This window comes from Paenibacillus sp. FSL H3-0469 (assembly GCF_038051945.1).
Classification (GTDB): domain Bacteria; phylum Bacillota; class Bacilli; order Paenibacillales; family Paenibacillaceae; genus Paenibacillus_AQ.
The window spans coordinates 1,247,479-1,269,193 of the sequence record NZ_CP150302.1 but is presented as its reverse complement, the minus strand read 5'-3'; the positions used below and the strand labels follow the sequence as shown (position 1 = coordinate 1,269,193).

The 21,715-nt window shown below is 51.3% G+C and carries 20 protein-coding genes; 19 read left to right on the top strand and 1 reads right to left on the bottom strand.

All coding sequences use genetic code 11. The annotated features are described in order from the left end of the window. Positions 1-89: 89 nt before the first annotated feature. The 5 genes from NSS83_RS05465 (at position 90) to NSS83_RS05445 (ending at position 5,540) form a co-directional block, all read left to right on the top strand. Positions 90-590 carry an RNA polymerase sigma factor gene (locus NSS83_RS05465; protein WP_341185400.1) on the top strand — a complete coding sequence of 167 codons (501 nt, stop codon included), beginning with the start codon at positions 90-92 and terminating at the stop codon, positions 588-590. Next, complete coding sequence (locus NSS83_RS05460) at positions 587-1,606, top strand: anti-sigma factor (RefSeq protein WP_341185401.1); 1,020 nt, start codon at positions 587-589, stop codon at positions 1,604-1,606. The genes NSS83_RS05465 and NSS83_RS05460 overlap by 4 nt, the downstream gene beginning before the upstream one ends. Positions 1,607-1,763: 157 nt before the next feature. Continuing rightward, positions 1,764-2,558, top strand: a complete 795-nt coding sequence (locus NSS83_RS05455; protein WP_341347830.1) for an ATP-dependent Clp protease proteolytic subunit — start codon at positions 1,764-1,766, stop codon at positions 2,556-2,558. Continuing rightward, positions 2,555-2,770, top strand: coding sequence for a YlzJ-like family protein (locus tag NSS83_RS05450; RefSeq protein WP_341347829.1), 216 nt, complete (start codon positions 2,555-2,557; stop codon positions 2,768-2,770). The genes NSS83_RS05455 and NSS83_RS05450 overlap by 4 nt, the downstream gene beginning before the upstream one ends. 97 nt (positions 2,771-2,867) lie before the next feature. Beyond that, complete coding sequence (locus NSS83_RS05445; RefSeq protein ID WP_341185404.1) at positions 2,868-5,540, top strand: DNA translocase FtsK 4TM domain-containing protein; 2,673 nt, start codon at positions 2,868-2,870, stop codon at positions 5,538-5,540. 161 nt (positions 5,541-5,701) lie between these two features. Here NSS83_RS05445 and NSS83_RS05440 read toward each other — a convergent pair whose 3' ends face one another. Beyond that, a complete protein-coding gene (locus tag NSS83_RS05440; protein ID WP_341347828.1) occupies positions 5,702-7,681 on the bottom strand; it encodes an AraC family transcriptional regulator in 1,980 nt (659 codons plus the stop codon). A 173-nt stretch (positions 7,682-7,854) separates the two neighbouring features. Here NSS83_RS05440 and sleB point away from each other — a divergent pair, with 173 nt between their 5' ends. The 14 genes from sleB (at position 7,855) to rny (ending at position 21,612) form a co-directional block, all read left to right on the top strand. Then, positions 7,855-8,706, top strand: a complete 852-nt coding sequence (gene sleB, locus NSS83_RS05435; RefSeq protein WP_341347827.1) for a spore cortex-lytic enzyme — start codon at positions 7,855-7,857, stop codon at positions 8,704-8,706. Between the two features lie 184 nt (positions 8,707-8,890). Beyond that, positions 8,891-10,132: a pitrilysin family protein gene (locus NSS83_RS05430; protein WP_341348711.1), complete on the top strand. Its 1,242-nt coding sequence runs from the start codon at positions 8,891-8,893 to the stop codon at positions 10,130-10,132. A 2-nt stretch (positions 10,133-10,134) separates the two neighbouring features. After that, positions 10,135-11,415, top strand: coding sequence for a pitrilysin family protein (locus NSS83_RS05425; protein WP_341347826.1), 1,281 nt, complete (start codon positions 10,135-10,137; stop codon positions 11,413-11,415). Continuing rightward, positions 11,415-12,182: a 3-oxoacyl-ACP reductase FabG gene (gene fabG / locus NSS83_RS05420; protein WP_036724753.1), complete on the top strand. Its 768-nt coding sequence runs from the start codon at positions 11,415-11,417 to the stop codon at positions 12,180-12,182. The genes NSS83_RS05425 and fabG overlap by 1 nt, the downstream gene beginning before the upstream one ends. A gap of 132 nt (positions 12,183-12,314) precedes the next feature. Beyond that, positions 12,315-12,575 (top strand): DUF3243 domain-containing protein, encoded by a 261-nt coding sequence (locus NSS83_RS05415; protein ID WP_036692667.1) that lies wholly within the window; start codon positions 12,315-12,317, stop codon positions 12,573-12,575. A 147-nt stretch (positions 12,576-12,722) separates the two neighbouring features. Continuing rightward, positions 12,723-13,490, top strand: coding sequence for a DUF3388 domain-containing protein (locus NSS83_RS05410; protein WP_341185408.1), 768 nt, complete (start codon positions 12,723-12,725; stop codon positions 13,488-13,490). A gap of 48 nt (positions 13,491-13,538) precedes the next feature. After that, positions 13,539-14,489, top strand: coding sequence for a RodZ domain-containing protein (locus NSS83_RS05405; RefSeq protein ID WP_341347825.1), 951 nt, complete (start codon positions 13,539-13,541; stop codon positions 14,487-14,489). Between the two features lie 83 nt (positions 14,490-14,572). Further along, a complete protein-coding gene (locus tag NSS83_RS05400; protein WP_179090467.1) occupies positions 14,573-14,734 on the top strand; it encodes a hypothetical protein in 162 nt (53 codons plus the stop codon). A 231-nt stretch (positions 14,735-14,965) separates the two neighbouring features. Next, positions 14,966-15,457, top strand: coding sequence for a YajQ family cyclic di-GMP-binding protein (locus NSS83_RS05395; protein WP_036724757.1), 492 nt, complete (start codon positions 14,966-14,968; stop codon positions 15,455-15,457). 149 nt (positions 15,458-15,606) lie between these two features. Then, complete coding sequence (pgsA, locus tag NSS83_RS05390) at positions 15,607-16,194, top strand: CDP-diacylglycerol--glycerol-3-phosphate 3-phosphatidyltransferase (RefSeq protein WP_340753219.1); 588 nt, start codon at positions 15,607-15,609, stop codon at positions 16,192-16,194. A gap of 58 nt (positions 16,195-16,252) precedes the next feature. Beyond that, on the top strand, positions 16,253-17,542 hold the full coding sequence (locus tag NSS83_RS05385) for a competence/damage-inducible protein A (RefSeq protein WP_341185410.1): 1,290 nt from the start codon (positions 16,253-16,255) through the stop codon (positions 17,540-17,542). Between the two features lie 299 nt (positions 17,543-17,841). After that, positions 17,842-18,906 (top strand): recombinase RecA, encoded by a 1,065-nt coding sequence (gene recA, locus NSS83_RS05380; protein ID WP_341185411.1) that lies wholly within the window; start codon positions 17,842-17,844, stop codon positions 18,904-18,906. A gap of 120 nt (positions 18,907-19,026) precedes the next feature. Then, on the top strand, positions 19,027-19,761 hold the full coding sequence (locus NSS83_RS05375; protein WP_341347824.1) for a RecX family transcriptional regulator: 735 nt from the start codon (positions 19,027-19,029) through the stop codon (positions 19,759-19,761). Between the two features lie 309 nt (positions 19,762-20,070). Further along, positions 20,071-21,612 carry a ribonuclease Y gene (gene rny / locus NSS83_RS05370; RefSeq protein ID WP_036692679.1) on the top strand — a complete coding sequence of 514 codons (1,542 nt, stop codon included), beginning with the start codon at positions 20,071-20,073 and terminating at the stop codon, positions 21,610-21,612. Positions 21,613-21,715: the final 103 nt, after the last annotated feature.

Below are 21,715 nucleotides of genomic sequence, written 5' to 3'. Positions count from 1 at the left end.
TCCAGGGGGAAGGGGCTTTTTTATGTTTTTTTCGCTGCACAAAACAACATTTGGGCAACCTGACCGTTATACAGGCAAGGAGGTGCAGCATGGAGCCAAGAGACATGGAGAAGGTGCTCCAACCCAAAATGGCGGAGGTCCGCCGCTACTTGATCCGCCTCGGCGCCGGGGCCTCAGATGCAGAAGATATTGTGCAGGATACGTTGTACAAGGCGTTGCTGTATCTGGATGCAATCGATGAGCGCAAATTCAGCGCCTGGTTGTACAAGGTCGCAATTAACCGGTATTTTGACCATTGCCGCAGTCAGAAGAGATATCAGTATAGCGGCGAGGAAGTGGAGGAACATCCAGCCCGTGAGCAGGAGCTGCCGGAAGCGGTGCTGCTGCGCAGGGAACGGAAGGAAGAGATGGAGGGAGTATTGGCGCGGCTCCATCCGGTGAATAAGCAGCTGATTCTGCTGAAATATGAAATGGAGCTATCCTACAAGGAGATCTCCGCTATGCTCGGCATTTCTGAAGGAAGAGTGAAAGCTACGCTCTACCGGGCCAGACAGCAATTTCAACAATTATACGGAGGTGAGGGCGAATGACAGCCCCATGGGAAGAAGCAGAGGACCAGAATATTATCCAGACCTTGAAGAAGACCAAACGTAAGAGCCTGATACGCAGTATTCTGATTTCAGTTGTGGTCAGTGCGGTAGTATTAATCGCTGTGTTCATTGGCGCGGCACAGCTCGTAAACCAGCTCTCCAACAATACGTTGTACAGCGAGCAGCAGTATATGAGAATTAGCAGCCCTAATGAATTCGATTCAGGTTTTAAGGACAACAGGGGCTTTTTATCAGGAGTCCTTGAACTTCAAACCTACAAAATCGTCGATGATGTGCCTGTTCCCTGGAAGAACAGATGGCTCAATTACAACGCCTGGTGGTTCCCGTTCACCACAGGTGCTTATGGAGGCTCTAATAATCTAACCGTACAGGATGCCAAGATGAAGCAGGAAGGCTATGAGTATTACCGGGCGTATAATTCTGAAAATGGTCAAAGAGAGATGGCCTTCTATATCCCGGGAGTGGATTACAACGAAAAAATCATCAATGATCTTCCTGAGCTGGACAAGATGAACGAAGAGAAGCGGGTGGAGCTGGGCGTATCTTTTGACAAGGATTATTCGTTCGATGAGGTGAAAAGGCTGCTGCCCGCAGGCGCAAAGCCCGTCTGGTACTGGGTTGATACGTATGATGACCGTGAGGGGTTCAGCTTCAAGCCGTATCCAAATGAGAATGATCCCGCTAAAATGAACTATCCGACCCCGATGAGTGCGAATTACGGAGTTTACGGTTTCGGCGTCCAGCCGGACTGGGATCAGGCGGACCCCGAGGATTTCATCGGAGCCATAACCATTGGTAAGGACAAAAGGGACAAATATCACAGCGAGTACGAACGGATATACAACTATTTGAAAAAGGACAAAGCGGCGCCGGAAGCCGGTGATGTCCGGATATTGGGCGTAGTTGTGACCGGCACGGCTGGCAGCTTGAAAAGTCTGAAAGGCCAAGCTTATGTGCACGGAGCTGTACTGGGAGCAGTGGCGGACAAATACTAACCGGCAATAACGGCGGACGTTCTGAGGAGCGGCCGCTGTCTCTATGTGATAGTTCAAGTTAATGGTGTATAAGGGAGTCCCCCGGAATGTCATACTAACAGAAATCAGAATCCTGAAGCACACGGGTGTTGCAGGCAGAAGGGGAGCGCTGTGTACGATGGAAATTACAGAAGCTAGCAAGGCGGGTGGAGGGCGTAACGAAGAAATCCTGCCAGGGGAGATAAAGCCCGTAGTGAATGAGCCGGTTCCTCCAGGAATACCGGGACCTGTAGGGGTGCTTAAAGAATTGGGACAGACAGCGGTGCCGACAGGGGAGCCGGATATTTTTTGTATGACGATTATTGGACAGATTGAAGGTCATTTCGTCTTGCCGCCGCATAACAAGACCACGAAATACGAGCATATTATTCCCCAGCTTGTTGCCGCCGAACAGAATAAGACCATCAAGGGACTGCTGATTATTCTTAATACGGTTGGCGGGGATGTAGAGGCTGGCCTGGCTATAGCGGAGATGATTGCTTCCTTGTCGAAGCCTACGGTCACAGTTGTCATCGGCGGCGGCCACAGCATCGGCGTACCAATAGCAGTATCCTCGACGTATTCCATTATTGCAGAAAGTGCTACCATGACAATCCATCCGATCCGAATGAACGGCCTGGTGATCGGCGTGCCGCAGACCTTCGAGTACATGGAGCGGATGCAGGAGCGGATGGTGAAATTCGTAACCTCTCATTCCCGGATCACGGAATCACAGTTCAAGGATCTGATGTTCAAGACCGGAGAGCTTAACCGGGACATCGGTACCGCAGTGGGCGGTCAGGATGCCGTCAGATTCGGCCTGATGGATGAAGTGGGCGGGATCGGTGCCGCGTTGGCCCATCTGAACCGGATGATTGCCGCTGCTCCTTCTCAGACGAACGATATGCTTCCGCAAGGAGGGCTGACCCAATGACCTTTTATACCATTCTGCCGATGGAGCAGGTATTCGAGGGGGCGCTGAGTTATGCTTCTCCTGTGCAGGAGATCACGATTCAGGGCATGCTGATGCAGGTCGAAATGCTGGATGGAGGCCAGGCTAAGGTGGTCCGTCTGCTGCAGTGTCCGCTGGATAAATATCTGGATGCGGCCTTCTCCCCGGGTGCAATCGTTCAGCTGGACCGCTAAGTGCGAACAAACCCCCTAAAGATGCATATTCTGACAAAAGAGAACATAGGTACGCCACGCCATTATATGGTATAATGTTGACTCGGGGGTGGCTGGCGTGGCTAAACGGAGAAGAAAGAAGAAGAAAGCACTGCTGGGCAGTGTTTTAAAATATGAAATCTACGGAATTCTGCTGATTACGATTTCCGTCATTGCTTTGTCGGGGGAAGCGGCTGTCGGCCGCACGCTCTCAAGCATGGCGGGTTATTTGCTTGGCAGATTCTATTTTGTGCTGCCGCTGGCGGGCATCTTCTACGGCCTGATGGTAATGATTCACAGGAAATGGCCGTCCACCTGGAACAGCCGCTATACTGGCGGCCTGCTCCTGCTGTTGTCCATGTGCCTGATGAGTAGCATATCAGCTATGCAGCAGAAGCTGGGTCCGATTGGGATGCTGCATCCGGGCAATGTACTGTCTCAAATACATAATGATTTATCCGGCGCCCTCTCACCGGGCGCCGGCGACAGCAGCGTATACATGCTGGGCAAGGATATCAGCGGCGGGTACATCGGCGCGCTTGAATACGCTGCGCTTCTGTGGCTGTTCGGCAATCTGGGCGCTAAGCTGCTGATGATTGTATTGCTGGCGATCAGCTTCATGCTGATTACCAATCTTTCCTATGTAGAGCTGTTTACCTTACTCCGGGTAAGGGCCGTCAAGCTGATTGAAGGAATTAAGCTCCGGGCGGCTAACCGCCCGGCTGCTGTTCCGGTGGTGAACAACAGACCGGCCAGAGCCAGCAGAGTTACAACGCCGGAACCTGCGGATGATGACGATTACTTTGAAGAGGATGACGGATCGGGTCAGCAGCTGCCAAGACGCGGACAGTCGAAGCTGCTGGGCAGAATTACCGGCTGGTTCGGCGGGTCTGCCCGCCAGAACCAGCCGGAAGTCATGGATGATCTGGAGGAAGAGCTGCCGGATATTATAATTACTGATCCGCGCACAGGTCCGGTCATCTCCGGGATGACAGCAGCGGGAGGAGTTCCTCTGGAGGAGTATGGCGAGGAGGAATTCCCGGATGAGGAGCTTGAGCCTGTTACGCCAATCATCCGTGACTTCTTCGAGCATATCCGCTCTGAAGGGCTGAATGCTGAGGACCGGGAGGAATGGAGCGAATTCTCGCCAGCGGCGCGTGGCGGTGCTGTCACGGGCATGGGTGCTGGGGAGTTGACGAGAGCGGGAGCAGACCTGGCTTCGCCGGGGGAATCCGACGAAGATACACCGCCCGTGGAGTTGGACGGGCTGCTGGGAACGGCAGAGGAGGGGGAGATGGCTCCTGTTATACCGCCTCCACCTCCACCGAAGCCGTACAAACTGCCGTCCTTCCGTTTGCTGGCTAAGCCTAATAACGGGGCCAAGGCGGGCGATCAGAATGATTATATGCAGACGGCACGCAAGCTGGAGGCTACACTGGAGAGCTTCGGTGTAAGGGCGAAGGTGCTTGAAGTGGTTCGCGGACCTGCAGTGACCCGGTATGAGATTCAGCCGGATATCGGCGTGAAGGTCAGCCGGATTGTTAATCTTACCGATGACATCGCGCTGGCACTGGCTGCCAAGGATATCCGTATGGAAGCGCCGATTCCCGGCAAATCAGCCATCGGTATTGAAGTTCCGAATTCAGAAGTATCAGTCGTCACCATGCGGGAAGTGATGGAGACACAGATTTTCCAGGAGGCAGATTCGCGGCTATCCATTGCCTTCGGACGGGATATCTCCGGACAGACGATTATCGGCAATCTCGCCAAGATGCCCCATCTGCTGGTAGCGGGAGCTACCGGCTCCGGTAAATCGGTCTGCATCAACGGTATTATTACCAGCATTCTATATAAAGCTAAGCCGAATGAAGTGAAATTCCTTATGGTTGACCCCAAGATGGTCGAGCTGAATGTATATAACGGCATTCCGCATTTGCTGGCTCCTGTAGTTACAGACCCTAAGCGAGCGAGTCTGGCTTTGAAGAAGATTGTGGTGGAGATGGAGAAGCGGTATGAGCTGTTCTCCAAATCCGGCACACGTAATATGGAAGGCTATAACAACCTGATGAAGGATAATCCCGCAGCAGTATTGCCGTATATCGTTGTCATTGTGGACGAGCTTGCCGATCTGATGATGGTTGCGGCCAATGATGTGGAGGATGCCATCTGCCGTCTTGCCCAGATGGCGCGGGCAGCGGGAATTCATTTGATTATCGCCACGCAGCGTCCTTCGGTGGATGTTATCACCGGCCTGATCAAGGCGAATATTCCTTCGCGTATTGCCTTTGGCGTCTCCTCGAATGTGGACTCCCGGACCATTCTGGATATGCCGGGCGCCGAGAAGCTGCTCGGACGCGGCGATATGCTGTTCCTGCCGATGGGAGCTTCCAAGCCGATCCGCGTTCAGGGTGCTTTCATGAGCGATCAGGAAGTGGAGACGATTGTCCAGTATGTCAGCAGCCAGGGGGAAGCGAATTACGATGAGTCGCTTGTGCCGGAGGTGGACGACACCATGAGCGATGACCAGGAACCGCAGGATGAATTGTATGAACAAGCGGTTCAGATCGTACTGGAAGCCAAGCAAGCCTCTGTATCGCTGCTTCAGCGGCGTATGCGGGTGGGCTACACCCGCGCTGCACGCTTAATCGACTCCATGGAGGCCAGAGGGGTCATCGGCCCTTACGAGGGCAGCAAGCCGCGTGAGGTGCTGATGTCGCTGGAGCAGTATCAGCATGGTAGGCTGAGTTCTTAGACAAAGAGATGACCCAATACTTGGGCCATCTCTTTTTTTGATAGATAAGAATTTATATGTTTTGGGGTCCCCGCAAAGTACCTGAGTTATCATCGAAGCTAAATCCCCACTTTGTGGGGTTATTTTGCGAAAGATAAGTTATGCAATGAGCGGTTGAACTGCTATTTCTTCACCCGGGGTGCTGCAAGCAGAGCATTAACAATGTAATCCAGCTGTGCATTCAGGGAGTAGATATCATTATAGTAAGATAATCCGAAGTCGATATTCATCAACCGGCCTTCTTTGACTGCCGGAATGCTGTTCCAGAGCGGGTCCCCCGTCAGATCAGTCATCCCGTCATAGGAGGAACGGAAGATATAATCTCCACTGTAATCGGAAATGACTTCAAAGGATACTGACTCGCCGCCTACATCAGTCTTGCTGTCTATTTTTTGCTGAATCTTCTCCGGTGCTTTCATGCCAAGATATTCATATAAGACCTGCGAGCCCCGGCCATATTGTTTGCTCATAATTACTAGCATATTCCGCTCTTCACCGCCTTCCATGATGGAGATGGTTGAATCTAGAATTTCCGCCTCCCGCAGCTTCTGCTTGCTATTCTCTACTTTGGCATTGAAGTCGTTTAAGAGGCTGGTGGCCTCATTTTCCTTGTTAAGAGTGTGACCAATGAAGCTGACCCGCTCAGCAGTCGTCATTTTCTCATAAGGTACTAACACAGTGGGTGCAATGTCATGCAAGGCATTGTAGGTCTCCTCGGAAGGAACGATAATCAGATCGGGATCAAGCGATAAGACAGCTTCCGGGCTGGCCTCGAACCAACTTCCCAGCTTCTGTACATCCTTCAATTCGTTTTCGAAGGCAGCACCTTCATTAACACTAGATACACCTACGGGCTTAATGCCCAGCGCCAACACATCGCCCAGCAAGTACAGCACAACGACACGCTGAGGATCGGCGGGTACCTCGATATCTCCTTTTACCGTAGAGATTGTCCGGGTCTGTGCCTCGGCTGCAGTGTGGTCTGGAGAGGGTGTGGCGGGGGAGGTGGCTGCAGGAGAAGAAGCCGGCGAAGGGCTGGCATTACCCGCTGCGTTAGAACCGGTATTTCCTGAGGAACAGGCGCTTAACACTATGGTGAAGCATAACAACAAGGTTAACATTAGGGATGGCTTAGCCGTTCTGAACATGGATGACGCTCCTTTTAGATCATATTGATAATGATTATCATCATCAATATATCGGAGAGTACCTTCACGGGCAATGTCATTTGCAGACAGCGCAGATGGCATATCCCGCCACGGTGAAGCGGCCTGTACAGAATTTTTGTACCTCACTGGGGAGTTTCCGAAGTGCTTCTTGAACATTTTTCCAAAAGAATACGCATCCAGGTAGCCCACAGCAGCAGCAATATCATGCAGTGTGGCCTCTGTGTCCAGTAACAGCTCACGGGCCTTGTCCATGCGAATCTGAACCAGATATTGTGCAGGACTGGTCTGAAGCCGTATACGGAATAACCTCGATAACGTCCTCGGGCTGGTGCCCAAAGTACCGGCTAGTGTATCCAGGGTGAAGGGCTTGTTGTAAGAATCATGCATATAGCGTACAGCCTGGTCGAGCACATCTGTTCTAAGCGGGTGATGTTCCTGCACCTGCATTTGATGAAGCAGCTCATGGACCCACTGATAGAACAGGGCTTTGACATGCAGATGCTCCAGGGCGCGGCGTGTCTGCCAATCACCATACATCTGGTCTAGAATCTCATACAGCGGCAGGGGATGGGCAGGAGTAAAGTGATAGGTTCGGGTAAAAGGCTTGCTGCGTTCCAGAAGCGCTGTCAGGTTGCGCCGGGCAGGCAGGGTTAACGTTGAACGGTACATAATAAGGTAATAATCCAGAATTCCCTGGGTTTGCAGCAATTGGATAATAGCACCTTTGCCCCCGTGAAAGACACTTGCGCCGCTGATTTCATAGGGGTTGTCATCTATAAGCACACTTGCGCTGCCGCGGACGATATACAGGTATGTACTAGCCGGAAGGCGGTACTTCAGCGGAGGTTGTCCGGAAGTGAACGAGGCCTTGCGGATATCGATAACTTCTACAGCAGCATGGTTCCAAAGTACAATATGGTCCATAAAATCCATGTTTCTTCTCAACTCCTGTTGTTTCATAACCCAAGTATAGTTGATAATCGTTCTCAGTTGCAATGGATTTACGCTATCAAGCTTTTGCGGTCATGCATAGGAAGTCCTGCCAGTCGTCATAATAACTTTAGCCATTCATGCAGAACTTCCAAGAGAAAGGTAGAGCGAATCCTATGACAAAACATAAGCAGTGGATCATTGCAGCCGTTACCCTTGTCCTTGCAGCTGTACCGTTTGCCGGTGTAGTCTTCAAAGATCATGATTTGATCTATGCCAAGCCCTATGCAGCAGAACAGGTTGCCGCAGACATCCCTGATGAAGGGGAGGAGGCCATGCCCGTGTTCGGCACAACTCCGCTTAAGGTAGGTTCCTCCGGGCAGGATGTATATGAGCTGCAGGGACGACTGAAGCACCTGGGTTATTTTAACGGGAAGATTGACAGCCAGTTCGGGACCAAGACGAAGAATGCCGTGACCTGGTTCCAGTGGAAATTCGGCCTGAAATCCGACGGGGTGGTCGGGGCCAAGACGAAGCTTAAGCTATACAATGCGACTACAGCCTGGAAGCCGACAGCGCCCGAGACGTCTACCGCCCAGAAAAAAGCGCCCTCCGGCGCAGCTGCGTCCAAATCCAATACGGCTGAGCTGTCCTCCGGCAATACGATGGGCCTGTCCGAAAATGACCTCAAGATCATGGCTAATGCGGTTTACGGCGAGTCACGCGGGGAGCCTTTTGAAGGGCAGGTAGCCGTAGCAGCAGTTATTCTCAACCGTGTAAAATCCCCAAGCTTCCCGAATACGCCTTCGGGCGTCATTTTCCAGCCGGGAGCCTTCACTGCCGTAGCTGACGGACAGATCTATCTGGAGCCTAATGAACAGGCCCGGAAGGCCGTACAGCAGGCACTGAGTGGCTGGGACCCGTCGGGCGGCTGCATCTATTACTTCAATCCCAAGACGGCGACCTCCAAGTGGATTTGGTCCCGTCCGCAGGTGAAGACGATCGGCCAGCATATTTTCTGCATGTAGCTTACAGTGTCTGTATACAACCCTCCGTAAGAGCAACCGGTACGCTGTCCTCCGGTTGCTTCCTTACTTTGGAATGGTTTAGAATGGATAATACTTCATAAACTTGTTATAGAGCATCAATCCACGCTGCAAAGGAGTTTTGGACTTGACTAATAATGGATTTCAACATGGGCATGCCGCAGGCATGCGTATACATGTTCTGCCGACCAAGGCGTTCAAGACGTTCGCCATCTCACTGTATGCAGGCCTTCCGCTTGAAGAGAGTACAGTAACCTCTACCGCACTGGTTCCGTTTGTGCTCCGGCGGGGGACAGCGTCCTACCCGGAGACTACCCAATTCCGTGAGCGTCTGGAGGAGCTGTACGGTGCAGGCTTTGGCTTCGATATTTACAAACGCGGGGATTACCAGATTGTCCAGTTCCGGATGGATACGATCAATGATTCCTTTGTGCAGAGCAAGGAGAGCCTGCTTGGAGAATCCTTTGCTTTTCTGGGAGAGGTGTTGACCCGTCCCCTGCTTGAGAATGGAAGCTTCCGGGCTTCTTATGTAGCTACAGAACGCGAGACCATCCGCAAGAAGCTGGAATCCATTGTGAATGACAAAATCCGTTATGCGGCAGAACGCTGCATTGAGGAAATGTGCCGCAACGAGCCTTACCGTCTTCATCCCCTTGGCCAGCGGGCCGATCTGGATGCTATTACGCCTGAGACGCTGTACCAGAGCTATACCTCCTGGCTGAATGGCGCAACACTTGATCTGTATGTAGTGGGCGATACCACACCTGAGGAAGTCGAGAAGCTGGTGACCGCTCATTTCGGCCGGGCACATCACTCCGAAGCTGGAGACTACACCTCAGACTTCACCCCGGTAACGGTTACAGAAGTACGGACGGTGGAAGAGAAGCTGGATGTGAATCAAGGCAAGCTGAATATGGGGCTGCGGACTTCGATTACCTACAAGGATGACCGGTATGCTTCCGCGCTGATGTACAACGGTATCCTTGGCGGATACCCGCATTCCAAGCTGTTCGTCAACGTGCGTGAGAAGGAGAGTCTGGCATATTACGCCTCCTCCCGTTATGACGGGCATAAAGGCATCGGGACGATTCAATCGGGGATTGAGACCCAGAATTACGGCAAAGCCGTTGATATTATCCGCAAGCAGCTGGATGAGCTGAAGGCGGGCAATATCACTGACCTGGAGCTTAGCCAGACCAAGGCGATGATCCGCAACCTGCTGTCCGAGATTCAGGATTCGGCATTTGAGATGATCTCCTTTGATTTCAACCGCCAGTTATCAGGCAAAGACCGTTCTGCCCAAGAACTGATGGACCAGGTTGACGGCATGGGGGCGGCTGAAGTGAAAGCAGCGGCGGAGACTTTTGAGCTGGATACGATTTATTTCCTGACAGGGAAGGAGGAATAGGGATGGAAAAGCTCCATTACGAACGGCTTCAAGAAACACTTTATCATGAGGTTATGGATAACGGTCTTCAGGTGTATGTACTGCCGAAGCCGGCTTTTCTCAAAACCTACGCCACCTTTGCCACGAAATATGGATCAGTAGACAATCACTTCAAGGTGGCGGGCGGCGAGGAGACTACCGTGCCGGACGGCATTGCCCACTTCCTGGAGCATAAAATGTTCGAGGAGCCGGAAGGAGACATATTTGCTAACTTTGCATCCAATGGTGCATCTGCGAATGCCTTCACCAGCTTCGACCAGACGGTCTATCTTTTCTCGGCCACAGAGAATATTGAGCAGAATCTCAGTACCCTGGTTGATTTTGTGCAGCGTCCGTATTTCACAGATGAGAATGTGGAGAAGGAAAAGGGGATTATTGGGCAGGAAATTAACATGTATGCCGACAATCCCGACTGGCGCGTCTATTTTGGGCTTATTGAAGCGATGTATGCTACCCACCCGGTTCATATAGATATCGCTGGAACGATCGAATCGATCTCAACCATTACGAAGGAAACGCTGTACACCTGTTACAATTCCTTTTATCATCCCAGCAATATGCTGCTGTTCGTGGTCGGCGGGGTGGACCCTGAGCAGGTATTTGAACTGATCCGCAGCAATCAGCAGGGCAAGAGCTATGAGAAGCAGGGTGAAATTACACGCATCTTCGCGGAGGAGCCTGAGCAGGTAGCCTCGAAGCATGTGGAGAGCAGGCTTGCTGTCTCTATTCCCAAAATGATGTTCGGCTTCAAGGAAAAGGTGGATGGTCTCAGCGGTGAAGCGGCGGTGCGCCGTGACCTGACCACGAAGCTGATGCTGGATCTGCTGTTTGGCAGCAGTACAGCATTGTATCAGAAGCTCTACGACGAGGAACTGATCTCGGACAGCTTCGGCCATGAATTTAACAGCTCTGCGGAGTATGCATTCTCGGCAATCGGCGGCGATACCAAAGATCCGGGGCTGCTGCTTGAACGGATTAAGGAAGAAGTTGGACGTATTCTGGAGACGGGCTTCGCGGAGAAGGATTTCGAACGGGCCCGCAAAAAGAAAATCGGCGGCTTCCTGCGGATGCTGAATTCGCCGGAGAGCATTGCCCATGAGTTCACCCGTTACCAGTTCCGTGGAGGAGATCTGTTTGAAGTGCTTCCCCTGTATGAATCGATCACTCTGGATGAAGTGAATGACCGGCTACATGCCCATGTGGACTGGGAGCAGCTGGCCGTGTCGCTGGTGGTGAGTCCTTAATGATGTTACCGGGAGAGGACAGCAAACCGATTGGTGAAATGACAGTGCTCATTACCGGGGGCAGCGGGGGAATCGGCGGCGCGATCGCTGAGCGTTTTGCTTCGGTGGGAATGAACATTGTGATTCATTATATGAATTCGCATGAAGCGGCCAATGATGTGGCCCGGCGCTGTCTGGCGCTGGGGGCGAAGGTAATGACCGTAGCGGCGGACATGAAAGACCGCAGTCAGCTCGTACGCATGGCCGAAAGACTGGAGAGCAGCGGCATGATGCCGGATATCCTGGTCAATAATGCCGGAAAAGCACATTATGGCATGTTAGCCGATCTGACCGAGGAGGAATGGGACGATATCATGGCGGTAAATCTGAAGGGCACCTTTATGTGCAGCCAGATTTTCATGCCTTATATGGTCACGCAGCGTTACGGCCGGATTATTAATGTGTCCTCTGTGTGGGGGATCTCAGGCGCATCCTGTGAAGTGGCGTATTCGGCCAGCAAGGGCGGAGTGAATGCTTTTACCAAGGCGCTCGCCAAGGAGCTGGCCCCCTCGAAGGTCACTGTGAACGCAGTAGCGCCAGGAGCGGTGCACACGGCCATGCTGTCCAATCTGCAGGCGGATGAGCTGAAGATGCTGGAGGAGGAGATCCCTGCGGGGAGACTGGCTACCCCTGAAGATATATCCTCGCTTGTCTATTTTCTGGCGCTGCCTGAATCCGGCTATATTACGGGGCAGGTCATCAGTCCGAACGGCGGCTGGATTACTTAATATCCGGTATAATACCAGGAACCATGAGTCTGCTCTGGAGAAATGCTCCAGCATAAGAATTTCCGGCTTGAGACATATTATAACTGTTGCTTCTAAATCTCAATATCATTACAAACCTGAGGAGGATTTAAGATGTCAACAGATTCCGTAGTGAAGAACTTTGATACCTGGAAAAGCTTTTTGGGCGACCGGGTCATTCAGGCCGAAAAAATGGGGATGAGCGACGAGACCATCACCAAGCTTGCGTTCGAAATCGGGGAATTCCTCGACAAGAAGGTCGATCCGGGCAACTATTCCAACCGGGCCATCAAAGAGCTGTGGGATGTCGGAACGGATGATGAGAAGCATACCATTGCCGGACTCATGGTCAAACTGGCGAAGAAAAACGCATAGGTACGCGGAAGAAGCTCCCCTTGAGGGAGCTTTTCTGCAATTATTACAATCGTGTCCTTGCCTTTCAATTTTTTTTTCTATATCATTAACATGACCCGTGTGTCTGAAACAACATGCAGGGAAAAGGAATCTATGAGGTGCGCACAAGTGGAATATAAACAATGGTATATGGAGTATAAGATACATAAGAACAGACCCGGTCTGTTAGGCGACATCGCTTCTATGCTGGGGATGCTGGAAGTCAATATTCTGACGATTAACGGTGTGGAAGGCAAGACGCGCGGTATGCTGCTGGAAACCAGCGACGATGAGAAGATTATGCTGATGGGCGAGATGCTCAAGAAAGTTGATAATATAACGGTTACGGCGCTCCGTACACCGCGGCTTGTCGACCGGCTGGCCGTCCGGCATGGACGGTATATTGACCGTGACTCGGATGACCGCAAGACCTTCCGGTTCACCCGGGATGAGCTTGGACTGCTGGTCGATTTCCTCGGTGAGGTGTTTAAAAAAGAAGGCAATCAGGTAATAGGACTACGTGGCATGCCGCGGGTAGGCAAGACGGAATCGATCATTGCCGGCAGCGTCTGTGCGATGAAGCGCTGGACGTTTGTCTCCTCTACGCTGCTGCGCCAGACCGTCCGCAGCCAGCTCGCCGAAGACGAGATGAATCCGCATAATGTATTTATCATTGACGGGATCGTCAGCACCATCCGCTCGAACGAGAAGCATTACAACCTGCTGCAGAATGTCATGGGTATGGCAAGCACCAAGGTGATTGAGCATCCTGATATTTTTGTGCGGGAGTCCGAATTCACCTTCGATGACTTCGATATTATTATTGAGCTGCGCAATTCACCGAACGAAGAGATATTGTACGAGTCGTTTACGACAAGCTACAGTGAAGATCTTTAATATATTTCATTCAGAGCATTGCTCACACAACATTCAGGAGGTGATGGTATGTCGGAACTGGGCCGGCATTTGAAGGAGGCTCGTCTGCAAAAGGGGATGAGTCTTGATGATGTCCAGGAAGTAACAAAGATCCGTAAAAAATATTTGGAAGCCATCGAAGCAGGGGATTATAAAGTGCTTCCGGGCAGTTTTTATGTCCGGGCCTTTATTAAAACCTATGCCGAGGCAGTTGGGGTTAACCCGGATGAGCTGATGGAGGAGCATGGCAATGTGCCTGCCGCTCCCGTCGATACCACCATGGAAACCGTGATTCAGAAGCGGAGCCGCAAGCCTGAAACGGAGCGTAATGCCAAGTGGCTGCCGACTTTGCTGATGTGGACCTTCCCGGTGCTGATCCTGGTGGTCATCTACCTGTATGCCTCTTCCACGATGAGTAATGATGCAGGGCCGAAGAAAGCAGATAACGCAAGCCTGACTGACGCAACGCAAGATCCGGCCAAGGTGAAGCCCTCACCTACGGCCGCTGGCGGGGGAGCAGTGCCTTCAGCGACAGCGGGGGCGGCAGCTACGCCTGAGGCAGGAGCCACGGCTACTACTGCGCCTTCTACAACTCCAGAGCCGTCTCCATCGGCTTCTCCGGGGGCTGTCACCGTTACTCAGGACCGTAAATCGGGCAAGACGACCATTTACAAGGTCTCTGCACCTGCCGGAACCCCGGTTCAGGTACAGATTGCCGCTACCGGAGTCAGCTGGCTTGAAGTGTACAAGGGCGAGAACTCCAAGGGGGAGAAGCTCAGCTTCGGGAACACCAAGGCCGGCGAGAATCTGAGCTTTACGCTGGACAGCGGCGGAATGTATATCAAATCGGGATATTCACCGGCTACGGCAATTTCGGTCAACGGACAGGCTATCACCGACGGCAAAACCTCCTCGCGTTTGCTGCTTGAACTGGACAGCGGGACGGACGGCGCTACTGGCGAGAGTACTACGGGAGAATAGTAGACCCGATGTATAGTCTTTGGCGGAATGGAGAACCTAGAAGTGTTTAACAGTTCTCTCGCCAAAGTGAGGTGTATTCTCTCATGACCGTCAGCTGGATTGTAACAGGGCTTGGTATTATCGTCAGTCTCCTGGGGTATTATTTGACACCGGGCGCCTGGGGATATGGTATTCTGGGCTTTGGACTGGCACATGTTCTGCTGGGGATTCTGGATATGTTCCGGGCTCCTGCACGCAGCAGATAATAATTAGATGTGAGCGTCTCCCGGACGGGTTCCGGGAGGCGTGTTTTTAGGTGCAAATATAAGAATTTATATGTTCACGCTATAAATTATCCTTCTATTTCTCGCTGAAACGGTACCGTCCTTACAAAGGACGGAATGCTGTTTCCACTTGACTCTTTTCCAGTATTAGACTTAAGAGCCCCTATCTCATATAATAGGAACAGACTAATTGTAACTAAAGGATGTGGAACCATGAGTTCAGAAAGTTCGTTTGATATCGTATCCAAGATGGATATGCAGGAGCTGACCAATGCGGTTCATCAGACCGAGAAGGAAATCGATAACCGGTTTGATTTCAAGAACAGCAAGAGCAGCCTGAAGCTGGAGAAGGATGCGCTTGTCATCGCCTCAGAGGATGAATACAAGCTGAATGCAGTGATTGATATCCTCCAGACCAAGATGGTGAAGCGGGGAATCACGCTAAAGAATATGGATTTCGGCAAAGTGGAGCCGGCTTCATTAGGCACGGTGCGCCAGCGGCTGGGACTGCGGCAAGGGATAGACCAGGAGAACGCGAAGAAGATCAATATTCTGATCCGCGATTCCAAGCTGAAGGTTAAGAGCACGATTCAGGGTGATCAGATCCGTGTGACCGGTAAAAGCCGCGACGACCTCCAGCAGATTATTCAGCTTTTACGCAAGGCTGATTTGCCGCTTGATTTGCAGTTTAACAATTTAAAGTAAGATCATGTGCCCCGCAGTGTATACTTACCTTACTTGCGGGGTGCTTCATGTTTTTTTGACACTTATTTATGGCTATAATATACTAGCTAAGCAGTTTTGAAGAAATTGCTGGAATACTGGATTCGTATGGACTAGGGGAGGAACCTTCAGTGAATTTACCCAACCGTATCACATTAGCGCGTATTTGCCTTATCCCAATCATGATGTTTTTTCTGCTGGTGGACTTCAGCTTCTATCCGGAACCGATACATTGGGGCTCCTTTCAGCTTTCAATTAATCATTTGGTCGCGGCGGTTATTTTTCTGCTGGCAGCCAGTACCGATGGAATTGACGGTTACATAGCCAGAAAATATAACATGGTCACCAATCTGGGCAAGCTGCTCGATCCCTTAGCGGATAAGCTGCTGGTCTCAGCCGTACTGATCTCATTGGTTGAGCTGGGAAGATGCGATTCCTGGATTGCCATTGTCATCATCAGCCGTGAGTTTGCCGTGACCGGACTGCGCCAGGTGGCATTGCTGGAAGGGAAGGTAGTGGCTGCAAGCAAATGGGGCAAGGTAAAAACAGTGATTCAGATTGTTGCCATTTCCCTGCTGCTGCTTAACAACTTCCCGTTCCAGTTCGTCAGCATCCCTGTGGATGATATTGCCATCTGGGCAGCAGCCATCATTACCATTTACTCGGGTATTGATTATTTCGTGAAGAATAAGGAACTGCTGGATTTGAACAAAGCCTGAGACGCTGGAACAGGCTGAACCTTGCAGGATACCTACAATCAGGAGGAGAACGTCAGCTATGAAAGCAGAGATTATTGCCGTTGGAACAGAACTTTTACTTGGACAAATCGTGAACAGCAATGCCCAGTTTCTTTCAGTAGAGCTGGCTGCATTAGGCATTGACGTTTATTTTCAGACCGTTGTGGGAGATAACAAAAGCCGCCTGCTGGAAGCGATCCGGATTGCTCAGAGCCGGGCGGATGTTATATTGTTCACCGGCGGCATCGGTCCGACCGAGGATGATCTGACCAAGGATGCGCTGGCTGCGGCGCTTGGCCGGACCCTGCACATCGACCAGCTGGCCATGGATCATGTGCAGCGCTTCTTCGATGACCGCAAGATTGTAATGACTGAGAATAACCGCAAGCAGGCGCTTGTCATTGAAGGGACGACTCCTCTGTCCAATGATACCGGCCTTGCGGTAGGGATTGCTTTTGCAGAAGAGGACAAATATTATATCGTACTGCCGGGCCCGCCCCGGGAGATGAAGCCGATGTTCACGGATAAGGCCAAGCCATGGCTGCAGCAGCATGCACTTACGAGTGAAATGCCCCTCTACTCGAAGATGCTGAAGTTCGCCGGGATTGGCGAGTCGCTGCTGGAGGACAAGCTGATTGATCTGATCCGCAGCCAGAGCGATCCTACGATTGCCCCGTATGCCAAGGAAGGCGAAGTGACCGTGCGCATCTCTACCAAGGCTCCGTCCGAGCGGGAAGCTATGGTCAAGCTCGATGCTCTGGAGAAGACGATAGCGGATATTCTGCCGGAGAACCTGTATGCCAACATTGATGTGCCGCTGGAGCAGCTGATTGTGGACTGGATGGCGGATGCGGGACTCACTCTGAGTGCTGCCGAGAGCTGTACGGGCGGGCTGCTGATGGAGAGCATTACGAATATCCCGGGCAGCGCCTCCATGTTTGCCGGGGGCATCGTCTGTTATTCCAATGATATTAAGAAAAAACTGCTGAATGTGCCCGCTGCTATGCTTGAAGGCCCGGATGCCCCGGGAGCGGTGAGCCGCGAGGTTGCCGAGGTGCTGGCTGAGCAGGTGCGTATGATCGGCGACACGGACTTCGGCTTATCGGTTACCGGTGTAGCCGGACCGGGATATTCGGAGCGCAAGCCTGTGGGTCTTGTGTTCGTAGGACTGGCTGAGCGGGGCTGCAAGACAGAGGTATATGAGCTGAATCTGAAGGGTACCCGTGACAACATCCGCCTGCGGACCGTCAAGGCACTGCTGTACCGCCTGTGGCGGAGGCTGGAAGAACGCAAGGTGGCGACTCCGCTGGAAGGCTCGGCCTTGCAATAACGCTTCAGGGCGGTATATAATTTATACATGCGGAAGAACCGTGGCTTGAGCAATCATGCTGCGGTTTTTTGTTTTATATCAGGTATAACAAATTATCCTATGATTGTTCCTGTTAACGTAAGAAGCGGAAGAGAAGCTGCCTGCTAAGTCCTTGCATCCGGAAGGAGGTTAGTCTCTTACAATTAAAGGGAGTATTATCCCTGGGAGCAAAAAAAACGAATGTATGTTCTAAAAAAGACTTGGCAAGACCTTCAAAACACGTTATGATAATACTATAAACAGTGAAGGAAGTGGTCTGATTGTCAGATCGTCGTGCAGCGCTTGATATGGCGCTTCGTCAGATAGAGAAACAATTCGGTAAAGGTTCGGTAATGAAACTGGGAGAATCCACTCACATGAAAGTGGAAGTTGTACCTAGCGGATCTTTGGCACTTGATATTGCACTAGGTATTGGCGGACTTCCCAAAGGACGTATTATTGAAGTATATGGACCGGAATCTTCCGGTAAGACAACGGTTGCACTTCATGCGATTGCTGAAGTACAGAAGCAGGGCGGACAAGCTGCCTTCATCGATGCCGAGCATGCACTTGATCCTAAGTATGCTAAGGCGCTTGGCGTTAACATTGATGAACTGCTGCTGTCCCAGCCTGATACAGGTGAACAGGCCCTGGAAATCGCTGAAGCGCTTGTACGCAGTGGAGCAGTAGACATCATCGTAGTTGACTCTGTAGCTGCATTGGTACCGAAGGCGGAAATTGAAGGCGATATGGGTGATTCCCACGTAGGCTTGCAGGCCCGTCTGATGTCTCAGGCATTGCGGAAGCTGTCAGGCGCCATCAACAAATCCAACACCATTGCGATCTTCATTAACCAGCTTCGTGAGAAGATCGGCGTAATGTTCGGTAACCCTGAGACCACTCCGGGTGGACGCGCTCTGAAGTTCTACTCCTCTGTCCGTCTGGATGTGCGCCGGGTAGAGAGCATCAAGATGGGTAACGATGTTGTGGGTAACCGCACGAAGATCAAGGTTGTGAAGAACAAGGTAGCGCCTCCGTTCAAGCAAGCGGATGTAGATATCATGTACGGCGAAGGAATCTCCAGAGAGGGAAGCCTTGTGGATATCGGTACAGAGATGGATATCGTTAACAAGAGCGGTGCCTGGTATTCCTATGAAGGCGAACGTCTGGGTCAAGGACGTGAGAATTCCAAGCAGTTCCTGAAGGAACATCAGGATATTGCTCTGCTGATCGAGAATAAGATCCGTGAGGCAAGTAATCTCACGACTCTGGTAGAGGCACCATCCGAAGCGGCTGTGGCTGCAGAGCAAGAGGAAGAAGAGAAGCTGTTGCTTGAGATTGAGTAATTAAGTACTCTACCCCTCTACTTCTAATTGAATAATGAAGTCAAGATGGATAGGCGCCCTGTGAAGATATAACAGGGTGCCTTTTCGCAAATATTTCAGCTTAAGTAGGTGATTGGCAGGATGGTTATACAATTGGATGAGGAATTCGAAGAACAGGATGAGCAGGTGCTGGCGGATTTCCCGGCAGACGAGGAGCTGGTAATTACACGGGTAGAGCGGCTCAAGAAGTCTAACTATCGTTATCTAATCCATTTCGGAGATTACAACATGACTGTTCATGAAGATGTCATGATTAAATACCGGATGATTACCGGGAGTACTTTTGTAAAAGCGGATCTGGAGGATATTGTTGCCGCAGATGAGCGCCAGCGGGCGTATGTCGAGGGGCTTAGGTATCTGGAGCGCAAGCCCAGAACGGGACAGGAGATGGCCCGCCGTTTAAGGGAGAAGGAAATAGGAGAGACTGTTATTGCCGAAGTTCTGCTCCGGCTGCAGGAAGAACGTCTGCTTGATGATCCCTTATACGCCAAGCAGTGGGCGGAGCAGCGGATTGTGAATCAGCGTAAGGGCAAGATGTGGATCAGGCAGGAGCTCCGCGAGAAGGGAATTGATAAGTCGCTGATTGCGGAAGCGCTGGATGAGATCACACCGGAGCAGGAGCTGGAGAGCGCGCTGCAGACCGGACGGAAGAAGTGGAATACGATCCGTGGAGAGGTGAACGACAAACGCCGGAAGACAGGTGCGTTCCTCATGCGCCGGGGATTCTCAGGTGAAATGGTGCGCCAGGTGATCGGGATTTTGCGGGATGAGCAGGATTCTGAGGGGGAAGAAGAGGAGTTTTACTTCCCGGATTGATTCTCTTGACTTTAATGCGGTTATCGACTCTCTTGACAAGGTCTTTTTATAAATAATAAAATATAACATGAATCGGCATAAACTAAGAATCCTTTTTCCTTCCCAAAAAGCAGACTCTTATGTTCCGGTTCGCGTACAACTCATATGAAATGTAATCGCCGGATAAGGCGGGCAATGTGCATGTGCAGCATGTGCAGTATGGCAATCGGTGTATTACCGGTTTTTTGTATGGTGATGAACGGATAGTTTAACAACTGCACAAATACCCAAGGGAAGAACCTTGGAGGATATCAACGAGGAGGTGAACAGATGGAACCATTGATCTGGGTCATTATCGTTCTCGTTGTAGCTGCAGCATTCTTTGGATTCGGTTATTTTATTCGTAAATCCCTTGCAGAAGCTAAGATTTCCAGCGCAGAGAAAGAAGCCGTAGTCATCGTGGAGAACGCGAAGAAAGAGGCGGAGGCGCTGAAGAAGGAAACGGTACTCGAAGCTAAGGACGAAGTTCATAGAATCCGTACCGAAGCTGAGAAAGAAACTCGTGAACGTCGGAATGAAATCCAACGGCAAGAGCGACGTTTGCTGCAAAAGGAAGAATCGCTGGATAAAAAAATGGAATCGCTTGAACGAAAAGAAGAACAAGTAGCTAACAAAGAGAAACGAATTGATGAAACCCAACAGCAAATTGATGTTATTTACAAGAATCAGGTTACTGAACTGGAGCGTATCTCCAATCTGAGCATCGATGATGCCAGAAGTATCATCCTCAGCAATGTAGAACAGGAAGTTCGCCATGAAACTGCTCAGATGATCAAGGAAATCGAACAGCAGGCCAAGGAAGAAGCGGACAAGAAAGCCCGTGAGATTATTACCTTGGCGATTCAACGCTGTGCGGCTGATCATGTGGCAGAAACTACGGTATCTGTCGTTACCTTGCCGAATGAAGAGATGAAGGGCCGGATTATCGGTCGTGAAGGCCGTAACATCCGTGCGCTGGAGACTTTGACCGGGATTGATCTTATTATTGATGATACGCCGGAAGCGGTTATTCTGTCAGGATTTGATCCGATCCGCCGCGAAGTGGCCCGTACGGCACTTGAGAAGCTGGTGGCAGACGGACGTATCCATCCTGCACGTATTGAAGAAATGGTGGAGAAATCCCGCAAAGAAGTGGATGAACGGATTCGCGAATACGGTGAACAAGCTACCTTCGAGGTTGGCGTTCACGGTCTGCACCCGGATCTGATCAAAATTCTGGGCCGCCTGAAATTCCGCACGAGCTACGGTCAAAACGTACTGAAGCACTCCATGGAGGTTGCTTATTTGACTGGACTTATGGCCGGTGAGCTTGGGGAAGACATCGTGCTTGCAAAACGTGCCGGACTGCTGCATGATATCGGCAAAGCGCTTGATCATGAAGTGGAAGGTTCGCATGTTGAAATCGGCGTCGAACTGGCGAAGAAGTACAAGGAACATCCGGTGGTTATCAACAGTATCGCGTCCCATCATGGAGATTGCGAGGCTACCTCGGTTATTGCTATGCTGGTTGGAGCTGCTGATGCTTTGTCGGCTGCCCGTCCGGGTGCACGCCGTGAGACCCTGGAAACGTACATCAAACGTCTGGAGAAGCTGGAGGAGATCTCGGAATCCTTCGAGGGTGTCGAGAAATCCTATGCCATTCAGGCGGGCCGCGAGGTTCGCGTAATGGTACAGCCTGAGAAGATTGATGATGCCGAAAGCTTCCGTCTGGCCCGCGACATTACGAAGATGATTGAGAGTGAGCTGGATTATCCGGGTCATATCAAGGTTACGGTAATCCGCGAGACACGCGCTGTTGAATATGCGAAATAAATAAGGAAATCGGCCCCCTTGCGGGGCCTTTTTTCTTGCAGTGCGCCGTGAGTTTGGAATGAAGCAGAATAGGTGAAATTATACTTAAGCAGCGATTTATGGT

What these genes read in the sequence shown, in the direction of transcription:
- NSS83_RS05395 (WP_036724757.1), top strand. Translation starts at nt 14,966, where the DNA reads ATGAGTTCAGAAAGTTCGTTTGATATCGTATCCAAGATGGATATGCAG.
- NSS83_RS05440 (WP_341347828.1), bottom strand. Translation starts at nt 7,681, where the DNA reads ATGGATTTTATGGACCATATTGTACTTTGGAACCATGCTGCTGTAGAA.
- NSS83_RS05460 (WP_341185401.1), top strand. Translation starts at nt 587, where the DNA reads ATGACAGCCCCATGGGAAGAAGCAGAGGACCAGAATATTATCCAGACC.
- NSS83_RS05425 (WP_341347826.1), top strand. Translation starts at nt 10,135, where the DNA reads ATGGAAAAGCTCCATTACGAACGGCTTCAAGAAACACTTTATCATGAG.
- NSS83_RS05465 (WP_341185400.1), top strand. Translation starts at nt 90, where the DNA reads ATGGAGCCAAGAGACATGGAGAAGGTGCTCCAACCCAAAATGGCGGAG.
- NSS83_RS05415 (WP_036692667.1), top strand. Translation starts at nt 12,315, where the DNA reads ATGTCAACAGATTCCGTAGTGAAGAACTTTGATACCTGGAAAAGCTTT.
- rny (WP_036692679.1), top strand. Translation starts at nt 20,071, where the DNA reads ATGGAACCATTGATCTGGGTCATTATCGTTCTCGTTGTAGCTGCAGCA.
- fabG (WP_036724753.1), top strand. Translation starts at nt 11,415, where the DNA reads ATGATGTTACCGGGAGAGGACAGCAAACCGATTGGTGAAATGACAGTG.
- NSS83_RS05455 (WP_341347830.1), top strand. Translation starts at nt 1,764, where the DNA reads ATGGAAATTACAGAAGCTAGCAAGGCGGGTGGAGGGCGTAACGAAGAA.
- NSS83_RS05400 (WP_179090467.1), top strand. Translation starts at nt 14,573, where the DNA reads ATGACCGTCAGCTGGATTGTAACAGGGCTTGGTATTATCGTCAGTCTC.
- sleB (WP_341347827.1), top strand. Translation starts at nt 7,855, where the DNA reads ATGACAAAACATAAGCAGTGGATCATTGCAGCCGTTACCCTTGTCCTT.
- NSS83_RS05430 (WP_341348711.1), top strand. Translation starts at nt 8,891, where the DNA reads ATGCGTATACATGTTCTGCCGACCAAGGCGTTCAAGACGTTCGCCATC.
- NSS83_RS05405 (WP_341347825.1), top strand. Translation starts at nt 13,539, where the DNA reads ATGTCGGAACTGGGCCGGCATTTGAAGGAGGCTCGTCTGCAAAAGGGG.
- NSS83_RS05450 (WP_341347829.1), top strand. Translation starts at nt 2,555, where the DNA reads ATGACCTTTTATACCATTCTGCCGATGGAGCAGGTATTCGAGGGGGCG.
- NSS83_RS05375 (WP_341347824.1), top strand. Translation starts at nt 19,027, where the DNA reads ATGGTTATACAATTGGATGAGGAATTCGAAGAACAGGATGAGCAGGTG.
- NSS83_RS05385 (WP_341185410.1), top strand. Translation starts at nt 16,253, where the DNA reads ATGAAAGCAGAGATTATTGCCGTTGGAACAGAACTTTTACTTGGACAA.